Origin of the sequence: Bacillus cereus group sp. MG1 (assembly GCF_040460035.1) — a bacterium.
Classification (GTDB): domain Bacteria; phylum Bacillota; class Bacilli; order Bacillales; family Bacillaceae_G; genus Bacillus_A; species Bacillus_A cereus.
Window position 1 is genome coordinate 1,049,030 of sequence record NZ_JARVGY010000001.1, and the last position, 15,322, is coordinate 1,064,351.

Here is a 15,322-nt window from a genome sequence, read left to right on the forward strand (position 1 = left end):
TATATTGTATCGAGCCAATAATCAGCGAGGAATTCCCCGCCAATTAAAGTTTCACTTTATCCCGCATTAACTGCCCGTAAAAGCCCGATTGGTGAGGGCTGATAATCAGTGGGGGAGGAACAACCTCCCCACTGATTAAAGTTTCACTTTATCACTTCGTTAATTGATGCCTAAATGCATAAATAACCGCCTGAGTACGGTCACTTACATTCAATTTATTTAATATATTACTCACATGTGTCTTTACCGTTTTCAGTGCAATAAATAACTCGTCCGCAATCTCTTGATTACTTTTTCCCTCTGCGATTAATAACAAAATCTCAAACTCTCTTTCCGTTAAATCATCATGCAAAGGTTGCTCTTTCTTTTGACGCATACGGGACATCATTTTCCCGGTAACTTTCGGCTCTAATACTGTTTCTCCATCATAAGTAGCTCGTACAGCATCAGCAATATCACTTGCTCTTGATGTTTTTAATAAGTAACTGGTCGCCCCAGCCTCAATAACAGGATACAATTTTTCGTCATCTAAAAAGCTTGTTACAACTACAATTTTTGCTTCTGGCCATTCTTGAATAATAGCACGTGTTGCTTCGACACCGTCCATCTCATCCATAACAAGGTCCATTAAAATAATATCCGGCCTTAATTGCAATGCTAATTCTGATCCTTTTCTTCCATTCTCAGCTTCCCCTACTACTTCAATATCTGGCTGTGTAGATAAATATGCCGATACACCCATACGAACCATTTCATGATCATCGACAAGCAATACTTTTATCATACTTCTCCTCCTCTCTCAATCATAATCGGTACTTTTACTTCTATTTGTGTACCTTTGGCCGGGAAACTAAGTACCTTGAGTGTCCCACCAATTTCATGAACACGCTCTTGCATCGATCTTAGGCCATATGAACCAGCCTTATTAACCCCTACTTCAAACCCAACGCCGTCATCAATGATTTTTAAAATCGCATATTGATCAATTTTTCGAAGGCGCACTTCTGTTTTCTTTGCCTTCGCGTGTCGCAACGTGTTTGATAGCGCTTCTTGCACAATACGGAATAAATGATCTTCTACACCTTTTTTTAATTCTATTGGCTCAATAAGCCATTCAATTTTCATATGTTGTTTTCGCGATAATTCCGTTAATAATTCCTCTATACCTTCTGTCAGTTTCTTACCTTCCAATTGTACAGGACGTAAATGAAGGAGCAATGCTCTCATTTCTGATTGAGCATTTACAACCATATTTTCAACAAGTTGCAATTGTTTTTTTGTCACATCTGGAAATTCAGTTATTTGTTCATTAATCGCTGACATCATCATCGACATTGCGAAAAGCTGCTGACTTACTGAATCATGCAACTCCCTTGCTAAACGATGCCTTTCTTGAGAAATCGCTTCTTGTCTCATCTCTTCATTCCAATGAGCTCGTTCATTCGTTACTTTTTGAAAGAGTCCAGCTTGCTCCTCTAATCGACGAGCCAGAACGATTACTTTTCGTTCCACTTCATGAAATTCATTATCTGCAGTAAACGAAACATCGCTCGGAAAATTCCCTCGCTCTACTTCAAATAGAAACGTATTTAATCCTTGTATACGCTGCTCTATATAGTAACCGATTGCATATCCTACAATTCCCCCGATAAGTAAACTTGTAGTCATAATAAACAAGCCAATTGGAACAGAAGCGATGGATTCCTTCCATAATAAATCATACACTTGTTGCTCGCTTTTCCATACATATACAATTGTACAAATGAGTGCGATACTAACAGAGGACAACATAGAATAACGAATATACATCCACGAAATATTTTTTTGTTTCTTCATTATACTTTCCTCACTTCCGTGTCGCCTACGACAAGCGAAGAAATAATTTTAATACGTCGAGGAGCCTCTTTATACTGCTCTGTTCTAAATGTAACATTGCGGTTAAACCCTGTCTCTTCATGACCTGGCAAGAGCACACGCCCGACAATAACAGAATGATTTAAAGAAAGTTCAATATCATATGGCACATATAAACGAATATTACCAACGACACCTCGAATAACAATTACCGTTTCCCCTTCTGGAATCATAGCAGTTGTTAAATCTATTTCCACATCACAAGCACCATATTGAACATTAATATCCTCAAGTTCATAAATATGATCCATCATTCGCACATTGCCTACAAACATATTTTTCAAATATGGTTCTGTACGATATATTTGCTTCTCTTCGTCTATCATCCCTTTTTCTTTAATTTCAACCTTCATTGCTTTTTGCTGATGCCCTTGTTGAATCAATTGATAACCAATTAAAGCTAAACAAGCAAATACGACAAGAACAAATGCTGCTGATGAAAATAAGAAGAATAAAAATACGATACCACCAACAAATAAAAATACATTTCCCCGTACATAACGATTCTTTTTACGATAATGCCTTCCAAACATAAGCATAATAAATGCAAAAATGAGACCACCTGGTTCAAAATGTCCAAGTATCATATCAAGAAAAAGACCGAACCCAAATATGATGAGGAGCATCCCCATTAATTGTGTCTTTGAAAAATGTTTCTTCATTTCAGCTCCCCCCTTCTTGTCACATATACATAGAAGAAAAGGCATTGCTTTCCAACACCTTTTCTCCTATCACTATATCATAAGCCTGTTTTATAATATACTACTATTATTTTGTTAACTCTTTCGTTAACGATACATCATTCTTTTCTTTCATTTCACGCTCAAGTTTTGCAATTTTCATATCAAATGTGTCACGCTCATGCTCTTCATTCATACGAGTTTCTAAGTCACGAATATGATCTTCAATCTCTTCAAATCGTAAGAATGGATTATTTTCATCCATTTTATGCATCGCAGTATTCATACGACGATTTGCATGTGCCATATTTTCACGTGCCATTAGTTCCATACGCTTTGCGTGCATTTCTTTTAATTTATTTTTCATTTCAGAAAGACGACGTTCTAACTCATCAATTTGCTCTACAACACCTGCATACATTTCTTCTAATCGAGTTACTTGCCCTTCATAATAAGCTACCTCTTCTAACGCACGTTCGTGCAATTGTAATTCACCTGCTTCTTGAGCAATGATAGCTTGCTTTGATCTTTTATTAACGAAATAACGTGCTTGCTCAAGCTCACGAACAAAGTTAGATTTTAATGTTTTATGACGCTCAATTAACTTCTCAATTTTTGTTATTTCACGCTCACTATCACGTAAATATTGGTTTAACATCGCAATTGGATTTTTTCTTTCCTTCTCATCTAACACGTTATGAAAATCAGCTAAAATTGCATCGCGTACACGTCCGAATAAAGATTGTTTCATTATAAATCTTCCTCTCTTCTACTTTAATTATAATTTGATTTATTGTTTTAGTTTTTCATTAATTTGTTCCACTCATCTTCAAAGTTGCTATATGATTTAGAACTTTCTGGAGCAGATTCAACAACTACATCTTTTTCTTTTTTCCACTCACGGTATCCGTAGTATAAAACCACTAAAGCAGCGATACCGATTAATGCTGGCGAATGAGAAAGTGCAATGGATAAACCGATTAAACCAACAATACCCCAAGCTAACTTTCCAAAAAATGATTTAGCTCGCACAAATGATTTATAGCTCCAATATACAACTCCTGCTCCGATTGCGAATCCTACAATACCAGCAAGACTACCAAGAGCAATTAAAGCCAAAATACCGGCTGCGATAAACGCTAGAAATTGTTTCATCTTGTGCTTGCCTCCCTTCGATTTGATACTCTTATCTTAACTATTTTTTCATCTTTCCATAACGAGCTTAAGAACCGTTTTCTACTCAGACTTAAGACCGAGTCATATTCAGCCCTTTACGCAAAAAACGTGCAGAGTCTATTCTCTGCACGTTTTTTAATTACTAACATTCATATTAAATTAAGCAGTTTTATGATACTCTTTTTTCTTAGCTACTTTCGAAAACCTTGGAAACCCAATTAGAATAGAAACAATCCCACATACTCCAACTAAAATTGGATAAAATGCATACGGTAACAATTCAACTGGAGATAACGCTGCAAATCCTGCTGCCGTTAACATTTGGGCACCGTACGGAATTAATCCTTGCACACAACATGAGAAAAGATCTAATACACTCGCTGATTTACGAGGGTCTATTTCATATTGATCTGCAATATTTTTTGCAAGCGGGCCTGTAAAAATAATTGAAATCGTATTATTCGCTGTACACATATTCGTCATACTCACTAAACCAGCAATACCAAATTCCGCTCCTTTTTTCGAACGAATATTACGTGTTAATACATTCATTAAATATTGAATACCACCATTATATTGGATTAATTCAACCATACCGCCAATTAATATAGCAAGTAATACTAACTCCATCATACCGCCCATTCCAGTCGTTACACTTTTAAAGAAACTTTCTAACGTGTAACTTCCATCTATAAGACCGATAACACCAGATAGTACAGTTCCACCAGTTAATACAATAAGTACATTCCAGCCAAGTAGCGCTGTAATCAGTACTCCTGCGTACGGTAAAATCTTTATCCAATCAAAGCTATGTGCTTTAATTTGCGTGTCACTTCCTGAAGTAACTATTACTAATAGCACAATTGTAATAATAGCCGCTGGTAACACAATTAAAAAGTTCGTTTTAAACTTATCTTTCATTTCTGTTCCTTGTGAACGAACAGCTGCGATTGTTGTATCTGAAATAAATGATAAATTATCACCAAACATCGCTCCGCCAACAACAGTAGCCATTGCAAGCGCAATTGAGATATCAGTTTGACCACTAATACCTACAGCAATCGGCGCTAATGCTGCAATTGTTCCCATTGAAGTTCCCATCGCTAATGAAATAAATGCCCCAATAACAAAGATTCCAGCTACGATAAATCCTGGCGGTAAAATAGTTAATGCTAAATTAACAGTTGAGTCTACTCCGCCCATTCCTTTAGCAGTTTCAGAAAATGCACCTGCAAGCACAAAAATTAATACCATAATCATAATATCCGGATTTCCTGCACCTTTAGCGAACCGCTCTACTTTCACATTAAAACTTTCTTTACGATTCATCATTAAAGCGACTCCTACAGCAATTGAGATCGCTACAAGTATCGGCAATTTATAGAAATCACCTGTAATAATTCCAGAACCAATAAATAGCGCCAAAAATATCCCAAGTGGTAATAAAGCTAAACCATTTCCTCTCGTTTCTTTCAAAGTATCATCTCTCCCTAGTTTCAACCTTTTTCTAATGAATAACAAAAGACCTCTTCCGATGAGAAGAGGTCTTATACATCTATAAGAAACACTCTTCTCATCTTTCAAGCACACGCTTGCTGGATTTGGCACAGCACTCTGAAATCGAGTCCGCTGCCGAGGCATCGTAGGGCCAGTCCCTCCGCCTCTCTTTATAAGAAGGTTTCATATTTATTTTTTAATAATAATTTCTTTCCTAACTTTACTCGCTTACAAAACAAAAGTCAATTATTTTTTGTATAGATTTTTTTGGTAATTATACAAAAATTCGAATACAACAATCATTTTAACTTTTCTATTTCTTCTTTCAACATTGAAATCCAATAAAATTCATTATTTTTTATTGTTGCTAATATCCATTTCGTAGTGTACCAAGCTAACTCATACTCTTCCTTCGTGACATCACCACTTTTATAAGCATCCTCTAGCTCCTCTTCATCTAATACATACACCTTACCGCTAGGTAATAATACTACATCTAAATATAAATCATCAAAATACGGTAAACCACGATCGTCTATTTTATATTCTTTCGCCACATCGATATAATATTGCACTAATTTTTTCTGATCATCTAACATAGCGGTAATCGCAAAGTTTTTCCCGTCTATGAAATATTGAATCCACGTATACTGATCCGCTGCAATACAAAGTTCTTCACCATCATATTCTTTACAACTAGGCTCTCTCACCTTTTTTATATCCAGTATTCCGAGCATTCCCTCTTCCACTTGCTTAACCGTATAACTCTTTTCTATTAGCCTCTTCCACGAAGAACCGTCACCATATTTACGTTTCATTATGTCTGCTCCTCTTCTATATACAGAAAAGCTCCCACATATTATGTGAGAGCTTGTTCATATTATAATTAAGCCGCTTGACCCTTTTCAGAAATCTCTTTTAAATAAGCTTGTCCTTTTTCAGCGTCATATTGACCTTCCCACTTAGACATAACTACAGCTGCTAAAGAGTTTCCTACAACGTTAACTGCTGTACGAGCCATATCTAAAATACGGTCAATACCAGCAATGAACGCTAAGCCTTCAGGTGGAATACCTACTGTACCAAGTGTCGCTAATAATACAACGAATGATACGCCCGGTACACCTGCGATACCTTTTGATGTAACCATTAATACAAGCAATAATGTAATTTGTTGTGTAATAGATAAATCAATACCGTACATTTGTGCTAAGAAAAGAGCCGCAATTGCTTGATATAAAGTTGATCCATCTAAGTTAAATGAATAACCTGTCGGAATAACGAAAGATGTAATCGCTTTCGGACAACCGAATTTCTCCATTTTCTCCATGATTTTTGGTAAAACTGTTTCTGAGCTTGCTGTAGAATACGCTAAGATCAGCTCGTCTTTTAAAATCTTAAAGAATTGGAAAATGTTGATTCCAAATATTTTCGCTGTAAGTCCTAAGACAACTACGACGAAGAAGATCATTGCTCCATATACGACAATTAGTAATTTCCCTAATGGAATTAATGAAGCAAGACCAAATGTAGAAACTGTAACACCAATTAGTGCAAACACACCAAATGGTGCAAATTTCATAACTTGGTTTGTTACGTAAAACATTGCGTCAGCTACACCTTGGAAAAATTGAAGAACTGGTCTTCCTCTTTCACCAATTGCTGCTACACCTAAACCAAATAGTACAGAGAAGAAGATAATAGCAAGCATATCTCCGTCAGCTAACGACTTCATAATGTTCGTTGGAACAATATTTACAAATGTATCTGCAAATGAATGACTTTGTACTTGTTCTGTCGTATGTGTATATTTCGAAATATCTGTCTTTGTTAACTGCTCCATATTTACGCCTTTTCCTGGTTGGAAAATATTCGCTATTAATAGACCAACAATAATTGCAATTGTTGTAATAATTTCAAAGTAAAGAATTGTTTTTCCGCCTAGTCGACCTAGTTTTTTAACATCGCCAACACCAGCAACCCCAACAACAATACTTGCTACAACAATCGGTACAACGATCATTTTAATTAATCGGATGAAAATATCACCAATTGGTTGTAAGTACTTCACAACAGCTGGATTATCAAAGAAAATCGCCCCAACCGCAATACCAAGCGCAAGCCCTATTAATATTTGCCATGCAAGTCCTATTCTTTTCATATTTGTTGTAACCCCCTCTTCGATGTGTCACTCTATCTCTCATTCTATCTCTATAAAACTAAGAAATTAAGAGTATTACATATTATTCGACAATTCACTACATTTTGTCCCTGTTAAAAATCATAAATCAAAAATTTAAATCTGACAACAAAATAACTTTGCCCGAACACAAATAATTTTCTTGACAAAAAGCAGACCCATGTCAGAAAACCTAACATGAGAACGATTCCTCACTAGTGTTTTATTAGCTTTCCAAGTAATATTTCACCTCATAAAAACGATTACTTTCCTTCTTCATTTTACAGATTAATTCCAAAATATACCTTTGTTACACATATGAATAAAATGTATGTACTATGACAATTACAGTTGAAAAATGATAAATTCCGACAAAACTTAGCAATTTTATAAAATTTTCTTTACATTATGATTACAATGATAGACACCCCTCTTCTTATGATATATAACATTCATAGGGAAAGGAGTCAGACAACAATGAAAAAGAAATTTGCAGCGTTTAGTGTTTTAGCAGCAGGAACGATTTTTGCTTCCCCGTTACTTTCACCTGCATACGCTGAAACGAATCAAGATAAATTATCTAACATTCAATCTGAATTAGAAGGCAAACAAAGTGACTTACAAAATAAATCAGTCGAGAAAGAACAAATAGAAAAAGAAATTCAAGAATTACAGAAGAAAATTGATGAATTAACTACTTCTATTAATAAAAACGAGACTGAATTAAATGATACAAAAAAAGAAATTAGCAAAACACAACAAGTAATTACTGACAAAAAGAAACATATAGAACAATTACAAACAAACATAGATACACGTCAGGAAGTTATTAAACAACGGTTACAATCTATGCAAGAAAAACCGCGTACCAATATCATTACAGAAGTATTAACAAACTCTACAAACATTGCTGATCTTGTTGATAATATGTACTCCGTAAGTTTAATATTAAACAACGATACAGATATTGTAAAAAAACAAACATCTGATCAAAATGCTGTAACGTCAGAAAAAGAGGCTGTTGAGAAAAAAGAACAACAACTGAAAGAATCTGAACAAAAACTAGAACAAAAACAGCAAGAATTACAAAATAACCAACAGCAGCAGCAAACTCTTATTAACGATCTACATACGAAAGTAGCAAAAGTAGATTCAGAGATTGAAGGATTAGAAGAATCCAAAGGCATTTTAGAAAATCAACGTCAAGCTGTTCAAAAAGCAATTGAAGAAGAAAAACGTGCCGAAGAAGCTCGTAAAGCGGAAGAAGCTCGCCAGGCAGAAGAGGCTCGCAAACAACAAGCTACTAAATCTGCTCAAGCAACTCAAGCGGCCCCAACACCACATGATACAAATATCGGTGGCTTTATCAAACCAGCAGCTGGATCAAAAACTTCCGGATTTGGTGTACGTTCTTTAGATAATCATAAAGGAATTGACATCGCCGCTTCGGGAACGGTTCCAATTATCGCTGCTGCAGATGGCGTTGTTATTCGCTCAGAATTATCATCTAGTTACGGAAACGTAGTGTATTTATCTCACCGTATAAACGGAAAAACATATACGACAGTATATGCTCATATGAATAGCCGTTCTGTATCGAATGGACAAACTGTAAAACAAGGCGATCAGCTTGGATTTATGGGGAATACGGGCCAATCATACGGACAACATTTACACTTTGAACTTCATCTTGGAGAATGGAATGTCGGCAAGACAAACGCAGTTGACCCATCTCCTTATATCGGATTATAAAAAACCTCGGTACCTACCGAGGTTTTTTATTTACACTTCACACAATATAGGCATTCTACATAGACTATAACTAAATGCCTATAGTTTACGGGGTGATCAATATGAATACGCAATTACAACAAAAAATAGAAGAAGCTAGAGAGACGTATATTGGCCGGATATTTACATTTGGCGGCTCAGTATTATTTTTAATCGGTTCATTCCTTGCAGTCACTACAGCCTATAAAGCATATAATCGTTTATTACACTCATCAACATCCACATAAAAAAAGACGGGAGATCCCCGCCTTTTTTTATGCAAACATTTTAAATACACCTATCGCATTTAAAAATACAATTATTACAGTTACCGGAATAACATAACGAAGTAAGAAGAACCAAATGTTAAATAACGTTTTCCCCTTCGTTTCCGTCACTTCTAATTCTTTCATCAATAACTCTTTACTCATTTTATTTGGTACAAATAATGAAATAGCTAGTACTCCTAACGGCAGCAATACGTTACTTACCGAAAAGTCAACTAAATCAAAGAATGTTTTCCCGAATATTTTCACGTCACTCATAATCCCAAATGATAAAGCTGATGGAATACCGACTGCAAAAATAAGAATACCGATTAATAATGATGCTGACGGACGCTTCTTCTCATTACCTTTCGCAACAGATGCTACTACAATTTCAAGCATTGAAATTGCTGATGTTAAAGTCGCAAAGAAGAATAAAATTAAAAACATAATAAAGAAAAATTGACCAAATGGTATTTTTGCAAATACTGCTGGAAGGACGATAAACAGTAATCCTGGTCCTTCAGTTGGTTTTACTCCTAATGCGAAAATCGCTGGGAAAATTGCTAATCCTGCAAGTACTGTAACAAAAACAGTTAAACTTACAATAGATGTTGCTGATTTCGCTAAATGTTCCTCTTTCTTTAAATACGAACTATACGTGACCATTACTGAGGCACCTACTGTTAGTGAGAAGAAAGATTGTCCCATCGCGTATAAAATCGTATCTGCTGTAAGCTTTGAAAAATCTGGCTTTAAGAAGAACTCTACTCCAGCAAAAGCACCATCGAGTGTTAACGCACGAACAATAATCGCAATAAATAAAATAAATAATAGCGGCATCATGTACTTACTTGCCTTTTCTATACCTTTCTCTACACCTTTACTTACGACAAAAATTGTACAAAGCATAAAGATAAATTGTGCTCCAATCGCACTTAACGGATTTGAAATCGTTTCACCGAACAATTGTCCATAATCAGCTGCTCTATTCCAGAAACTTCCTGTCACACTATAATATAAATAAAGTAAAATCCATCCACCTACAACACTATAAAAAGATAGTACACTAAAACAAGTAACAACTCCCATACGACCAATCCAAGGATATACTTTGCTATTTGGCACTAGTACTTTATAAGCTGTAACGGCCTCTTTTTGCGTGCTACGTCCAATAACAAACTCCGCTATTAAAAGAGGCATACCTATAAATAAAGTTAATAGTAAAAATACAAGGAAGAATGCGCCTCCCCCGCCATTACCTGCAACATATGGAAATTTCCATATCGCACCAAGACCTACTGCGGCTCCGGCTGCTGCGAGTACAAAGCCTATTTTCGACGTCCATTGCTGTGTTTCTTTCATCATAAATTCTCCTTTTCTGAATATTTAAACTTTTGTTAATTATACACTTTCATTTCATACTCGCACACCTCCTTTAGAAAATAAAAAAGTCCCCTACACGCAAATATGCATGTAGAGGACGATATATGTAATATAAATACCGTGGTACCACCTCAATTGGATTGATAAATCCCACTTGTTCAAGTACAGGAATAATTCCGATACTCTATCCTTTTAACGGCGGAACCCGGGTTGCCTACTACAATGTTCAACATACCTCTCGCAAGCCCATTCTGTATATTTTATCGTACCAGGCTCCCACCTAACCCCAGCTCTCTGAACGCATCAAATATACGTACTCTTCTTGCTCATCGATTTTATCTATTGAAGTTACTTGTGATTATAAATTATATTTTTATATTTGTAAAGCTCACTTTATCTTTTATTATTTTAAAACCTTTTCCTCTAATTCTCGTAAAAAACTTTCTCTTTTCCCCTCGTTTTGCACATATACTGATTTCAACACTTCTTGGAGCAATATATTTCGCTCTCTCTTTTCTAACTGTAAATCTTTTAACTTCACCCTTACTTCATATAAAAAATCTAAATACGATTCATATGTCTCATCATATTTATTTGCAATCTCATCTCGAATTTTTTTTGCGAGCTTAGGGCTCGCTCCCCCAGTAGAAACTGCTATATTAAGTAAACCACGATGAATTGCTGCCGGAAAATGAACATTACCACTTTCCGGATTTGTAATAACATTTACTAATTGATTCTCGGCGGCATCTTCAGCAACTTGTTCATTTAATATTGAATCACTACTCGCTGCAACAACTAAAAAAGCACTTTTAATATCACTTTTCTCATATTCTCTTTGATACCAACGAATTTTCTTTTCTTCCACAAGTTTTACTAAATTCGCATCTAATTCTGGACTTATCACAACTATATCCGCACCCTGTTTGAGTAAAGGAATAATTTTAAATCCTGCAACTTTTCCCCCACCAATAACAACAACGCGTTTCTCATTAACTCGCACTGTAAGTGGATACATACTGATCTCCTTTCAATAACTCCGTCGTTTTCTGAATTAACATATCTTGAAACGCTTCATTCTTCCCTAAATATGGACTGATTTTTATCTCTCCCAATTCATATTGGCGCACTTCTTTCTCAATATGTTTCATAAGTAAACCTGTAAATAACAAGTAAGGCAGTACAACGATGTTCTTTTCTTTTTGTTCTACAACTTCCTTTAACTTCTCCTCAAATTTTGGCTCTGCAGCCGCTAAATAACAAACTTCTACTTTTTTAACCTTCTCTTTTGTTTGAAATAAAGAAGCAATCCAGTTTATATCTCTTAATACTTCAGGATCACTGCTCCCTCTTGCAACAAGAAGTAACGTCACTTCATTTTTATCTTCCTGTTCGATGCCACTTCCGCTATACACCGATTTAACAAGTGTTTCTGATACACCAAACGGATTACCATAGGTCACTTTAACATCCGAAAATTGATTAGTTAACTTTTCCAATTCAAAAGGGATATCTTTTTTTACATGCCCTGCCGCTAATAAAAAAACAGGGATAGCAATAATCTCAGTGGCCCCACGCTTCACACATGTACGAAAACCATCTTCAATAGAAGGATTCGCTAACTCTAAAAAACAAACTTCTTGAATAGTCGCTTCTATACGGCTCATACACGATGTAATAAATTGAATCGCCTCTTCTTTCGCTGTCTTCAAACGACTTCCATGACATATATATAAGACGGCTTTCATTTTACAACACTCCACTTACTTGATAAGCATTTTCTGTCTGCTTCTCAAACCAATGAATTTTTTCTCTAAAACGGACAACCTCTCCAATTACAATCATACTCGGATTTTGAATTTGCTCTTTTTTCGCAACATCTACAATTGTCCCTAACGTTCCAACAACTGTGCGTTGCATAGACGTCGTCCCCTGCTCAATAATAGCAGCTGGCGTACTTTTATCTTTTCCATGCTTCATAAGTTGCTCACATATGTAGGGCAAATTACTAACCCCCATATATACCGCTAAAGTCTCTACACCTTTCGCTAAACTCTCCCATTTCACTTCTTCTTCAGCACCTTCTTTCCTATGCCCAGTCACAATAGCAAAACTTGCACTTGCATCACGGTGCGTCACTGGAATGCCCGCATAAGCAGGAGCAGCTATTCCAGCTGAAATACCAGGAATGATTTCAAATGGTACACCTTGCTTTGCTAATGCTTCAGCTTCTTCTCCCCCTCTACCAAACACAAATGGATCGCCGCCCTTAAGCCTCGTTACAACTTTTCCTTTTTTCGCATATTTAATAAGAAACGTGTTAATTGTCTCTTGCTTCATCGTGTGATAATTCGGGAGTTTTCCGCAATAAATTAAATCCGCGTCAGGCTTTGCGTGTGAAAGCAGCTCTTTATTCACAAGTCGGTCGTATAAAATAACATCTGCCTTCTCAATACATTTCAACCCTTTAACAGTAATTAAATCTGGATCGCCAGGACCCGCTCCAACAATATAAACCTTTCCCATCATCTCTCCTCATTTCTTCTATTAAAATGAAACTTCCATTCGTATATAAGAATGGAAGTTTTTATTTTTTCGTATTACTGATCTCTACTCATGGATAACAAATGCCGCACCTTTTCGAATCTTCTTTTTTTCAAACAAAGAAATCTCTTTTACCTCTGGCAACGGTAAAAAATGCTTTTCAAGCTCAATCTCCGCAAGCTTAAATGCCTGTTCTTCACTTTGAGCAACAACAACAATCGGAACAATACTATTTACTAACACAGCTTCAAATCGATATAAATCCATATCGTCCCTCCTAAGACGCTATGACTTCTTCTAACACGTTATTTAACGCTATTTGTAATGTATCTACACCAACACGACCTACAAAATCATAAAATGTCTCGGCTGGTAATTTATTCTCTTTGAAATAACTTATAAATGATGCAAGTACATCAGGTAGATCCTCGCCATCTATTTTTCCTTTTAACTTTTGATTGTAGGCACCGCCATCTAATAATGTTCCACCTACGTATATTTCAAACGCTTCAACAATGCCTTTTTCCTTCGTTTTCATTTTCACACCTTGTAACCCAATGTCAGCAATTTGACGTTGACCACATGAATTCGGGCAGCCTACCATATGAATTCGAACTGGAACATCGAGTGCAATTTGTGTATCTAAGTATTCTGCAATTTTCCGTAATCTTTCTTTCGTTTCTACTAGTGCAAGATTACAATATTCAATACCGGTACATGAAACCGCATGACCAATAAATGATTTCGGGCTAGCAGATATCGCTTCAAACAGCGGTTCACTAAGTAATCCTTTTACATTTTCCGGAGGAACGTTCGGAATAATGAAGTTTTGCGAGTTACATGTACGAATTTGTCCATTTCCATATTGCTTTGCGATTCTTGCAATCTCAAACATTTCTTCTGCATGTAAACGACCTACCGGTACATTAAAACCTACATATTTTAATCCCTCTTGTTTTTGGTCTTGAACACCATAAAAATAGCCTGCATTCCATCCTTTGAGTGCACTTTCCCCTTTACTTTGTAAAGGCCCTGTATACTCTATTAGTTTCTCTTTAAATTTCTCTGCTCCCCAGTCCGCAACAAGAAATTTCAACCGAGCTAAATGACGTTTTTCACGATATCCAAAATCACGGAATATAGTAGCAATCGCAATCGCCACCGCCTTCACTTCTTCTGGTAAAACGAATACATCTAATTCATCAGCTAAATACGGACGGGCTGATAATCCTCCACCTACTTTTATATGAAAACCAACTTTTTTCTCACCATCTATTTCTTTCGTAGCAGGTGTAAATGCAACACAGTTAATCTCTGCGTTTGCTGAATTATAAATATTAGAACTAATAGACATTTTAAATTTACGTGGCAAGTTAGAAAACTCTTCATTATGTTGGAAGTAATCATATACTTCTTTTACAATATGCGTTGTATCAAATAGTTCATTTGCATCAATGCCAGCAAGCGGATTACCTGTAATATTCCGCGTTATATCACCACAAGCCCCCGCTGAAGATAACCCAACTCTTGCTAACCTTTTAAAAATATCTGGAATTTGCTGAATTTCTAACCAGTGAAACTGAATCGCCTGTCTCGTCGTAATATCTATTACATCACGTCCATAATCTTCAGCGATAGAAGCAAGTACTTCTGCCTGTGCATTTGTAATAATCCCTGACGGAATATTTACCCGCATCATAAAATAACCAGCTTCTTTCGGTCTTTGTAAATACAAGCCTGCCCATTTAAAGGCATCCCACTCTTCTTTCGGAATAGATTCGAAACCATTTTCCGCATAGTAAGGAATATCATTAAAAATTTCTAAGCCATCTTTTTCTAATTTATTTTTCTCGGTCTGATTTAATTTTTCATTGTTAGCCCATACTTTTTCATAACTCATTGTTTATCCC

Annotated in this window: 16 protein-coding genes, 1 riboswitch and 1 other annotated feature; of the genes, 2 read left to right on the forward strand and 14 right to left on the reverse strand. The window is 36.0% G+C overall.

The annotated features are described in order from the left end of the window. Positions 1-151: 151 nt before the first annotated feature. The 8 genes from QCI79_RS05275 to gltP all read right to left on the reverse strand — a co-directional run bounded on the left by QCI79_RS05275 (position 152) and on the right by gltP (position 7,428). Positions 152-784, reverse strand: coding sequence for a response regulator (locus QCI79_RS05275; RefSeq protein ID WP_000598707.1), 633 nt, complete (start codon positions 782-784; stop codon positions 152-154). Further along, the gene (locus QCI79_RS05280) at positions 781-1,836 is read right to left on the reverse strand and encodes a sensor histidine kinase (RefSeq protein WP_021728355.1); all 1,056 of its coding nucleotides are present in this window, start codon (positions 1,834-1,836) and stop codon (positions 781-783) included. The genes QCI79_RS05275 and QCI79_RS05280 overlap by 4 nt, the downstream gene beginning before the upstream one ends. Next, positions 1,836-2,576: a cell wall-active antibiotics response protein LiaF gene (gene liaF / locus QCI79_RS05285; protein WP_000716096.1), complete on the reverse strand. Its 741-nt coding sequence runs from the start codon at positions 2,574-2,576 to the stop codon at positions 1,836-1,838. The genes QCI79_RS05280 and liaF overlap by 1 nt, the downstream gene beginning before the upstream one ends. A 106-nt stretch (positions 2,577-2,682) precedes the next feature. Further along, positions 2,683-3,345, reverse strand: coding sequence for a PspA/IM30 family protein (locus QCI79_RS05290; protein ID WP_021728356.1), 663 nt, complete (start codon positions 3,343-3,345; stop codon positions 2,683-2,685). Positions 3,346-3,392: 47 nt separating this feature from the next. Next, the gene (locus tag QCI79_RS05295) at positions 3,393-3,749 is read right to left on the reverse strand and encodes a lmo0954 family membrane protein (protein ID WP_000808641.1); all 357 of its coding nucleotides are present in this window, start codon (positions 3,747-3,749) and stop codon (positions 3,393-3,395) included. Positions 3,750-3,929: 180 nt separating this feature from the next. Continuing rightward, positions 3,930-5,246: a Na+/H+ antiporter NhaC family protein gene (locus QCI79_RS05300; RefSeq protein WP_000665486.1), complete on the reverse strand. Its 1,317-nt coding sequence runs from the start codon at positions 5,244-5,246 to the stop codon at positions 3,930-3,932. 94 nt (positions 5,247-5,340) lie between these two features. Continuing rightward, positions 5,341-5,446: riboswitch (SAM riboswitch) on the reverse strand. Between the two features lie 120 nt (positions 5,447-5,566). Next, positions 5,567-6,085 (reverse strand): ribonuclease FAU-1 family protein, encoded by a 519-nt coding sequence (locus QCI79_RS05305; RefSeq protein ID WP_000824661.1) that lies wholly within the window; start codon positions 6,083-6,085, stop codon positions 5,567-5,569. A gap of 68 nt (positions 6,086-6,153) precedes the next feature. Then, a complete protein-coding gene (gene gltP, locus QCI79_RS05310) occupies positions 6,154-7,428 on the reverse strand; it encodes a glutamate/aspartate:proton symporter GltP (protein ID WP_000821131.1) in 1,275 nt (424 codons plus the stop codon). Positions 7,429-7,923: 495 nt separating this feature from the next. Here gltP and QCI79_RS05315 point away from each other — a divergent pair, with 495 nt between their 5' ends. Both QCI79_RS05315 and QCI79_RS05320 read left to right on the forward strand, forming a co-directional pair. Beyond that, entirely contained in the window at positions 7,924-9,198 is a 1,275-nt protein-coding gene (locus QCI79_RS05315; RefSeq protein WP_000726071.1) for a murein hydrolase activator EnvC family protein, read from the forward strand. Positions 9,199-9,299: 101 nt separating this feature from the next. Beyond that, the gene (locus QCI79_RS05320; protein WP_001096002.1) at positions 9,300-9,464 is read left to right on the forward strand and encodes a hypothetical protein; all 165 of its coding nucleotides are present in this window, start codon (positions 9,300-9,302) and stop codon (positions 9,462-9,464) included. Between the two features lie 27 nt (positions 9,465-9,491). On the opposite strand, the gene QCI79_RS05325 is transcribed toward QCI79_RS05320, so the two are convergent. The 6 genes from QCI79_RS05325 to QCI79_RS05350 form a co-directional block, all read right to left on the reverse strand. Next, positions 9,492-10,847 (reverse strand): sodium-dependent transporter, encoded by a 1,356-nt coding sequence (locus QCI79_RS05325; protein ID WP_000665441.1) that lies wholly within the window; start codon positions 10,845-10,847, stop codon positions 9,492-9,494. Positions 10,848-10,958: 111 nt separating this feature from the next. Further along, positions 10,959-11,207: a binding site (T-box leader), on the reverse strand. 64 nt (positions 11,208-11,271) lie between these two features. Then, on the reverse strand, positions 11,272-11,886 hold the full coding sequence (locus QCI79_RS05330; RefSeq protein WP_000283363.1) for an NAD(P)-binding protein: 615 nt from the start codon (positions 11,884-11,886) through the stop codon (positions 11,272-11,274). Then, a complete protein-coding gene (locus tag QCI79_RS05335) occupies positions 11,861-12,616 on the reverse strand; it encodes a sirohydrochlorin chelatase (protein ID WP_000648885.1) in 756 nt (251 codons plus the stop codon). Before QCI79_RS05335 ends, QCI79_RS05330 begins: the two co-directional genes overlap by 26 nt. Before the next feature lies 1 nt (position 12,617). Then, the gene (gene cobA / locus QCI79_RS05340) at positions 12,618-13,394 is read right to left on the reverse strand and encodes a uroporphyrinogen-III C-methyltransferase (protein ID WP_000521255.1); all 777 of its coding nucleotides are present in this window, start codon (positions 13,392-13,394) and stop codon (positions 12,618-12,620) included. Positions 13,395-13,478: 84 nt separating this feature from the next. After that, positions 13,479-13,679 (reverse strand): DUF3906 family protein, encoded by a 201-nt coding sequence (locus QCI79_RS05345; RefSeq protein ID WP_000366913.1) that lies wholly within the window; start codon positions 13,677-13,679, stop codon positions 13,479-13,481. A gap of 10 nt (positions 13,680-13,689) precedes the next feature. Beyond that, positions 13,690-15,312, reverse strand: coding sequence for a nitrite/sulfite reductase (locus QCI79_RS05350; protein WP_000119611.1), 1,623 nt, complete (start codon positions 15,310-15,312; stop codon positions 13,690-13,692). Between the last annotated feature and the right edge of the window lie 10 nt (positions 15,313-15,322).

Coding starts and splice junctions, on each gene's coding strand:
- QCI79_RS05305 (WP_000824661.1), bottom strand. CDS start 6,085: ATGAAACGTAAATATGGTGACGGTTCTTCGTGGAAGAGGCTAATAGAA.
- QCI79_RS05335 (WP_000648885.1), bottom strand. CDS start 12,616: ATGAAAGCCGTCTTATATATATGTCATGGAAGTCGTTTGAAGACAGCG.
- QCI79_RS05290 (WP_021728356.1), bottom strand. CDS start 3,345: ATGAAACAATCTTTATTCGGACGTGTACGCGATGCAATTTTAGCTGAT.
- QCI79_RS05295 (WP_000808641.1), bottom strand. CDS start 3,749: ATGAAACAATTTCTAGCGTTTATCGCAGCCGGTATTTTGGCTTTAATT.
- cobA (WP_000521255.1), bottom strand. CDS start 13,394: ATGGGAAAGGTTTATATTGTTGGAGCGGGTCCTGGCGATCCAGATTTA.
- QCI79_RS05315 (WP_000726071.1), top strand. CDS start 7,924: ATGAAAAAGAAATTTGCAGCGTTTAGTGTTTTAGCAGCAGGAACGATT.
- QCI79_RS05325 (WP_000665441.1), bottom strand. CDS start 10,847: ATGAAAGAAACACAGCAATGGACGTCGAAAATAGGCTTTGTACTCGCA.
- liaF (WP_000716096.1), bottom strand. CDS start 2,576: ATGAAGAAACATTTTTCAAAGACACAATTAATGGGGATGCTCCTCATC.
- QCI79_RS05280 (WP_021728355.1), bottom strand. CDS start 1,836: ATGAAGAAACAAAAAAATATTTCGTGGATGTATATTCGTTATTCTATG.
- QCI79_RS05345 (WP_000366913.1), bottom strand. CDS start 13,679: ATGGATTTATATCGATTTGAAGCTGTGTTAGTAAATAGTATTGTTCCG.
- QCI79_RS05330 (WP_000283363.1), bottom strand. CDS start 11,886: ATGTATCCACTTACAGTGCGAGTTAATGAGAAACGCGTTGTTGTTATT.
- QCI79_RS05320 (WP_001096002.1), top strand. CDS start 9,300: ATGAATACGCAATTACAACAAAAAATAGAAGAAGCTAGAGAGACGTAT.
- QCI79_RS05275 (WP_000598707.1), bottom strand. CDS start 784: ATGATAAAAGTATTGCTTGTCGATGATCATGAAATGGTTCGTATGGGT.
- gltP (WP_000821131.1), bottom strand. CDS start 7,428: ATGAAAAGAATAGGACTTGCATGGCAAATATTAATAGGGCTTGCGCTT.
- QCI79_RS05350 (WP_000119611.1), bottom strand. CDS start 15,312: ATGAGTTATGAAAAAGTATGGGCTAACAATGAAAAATTAAATCAGACC.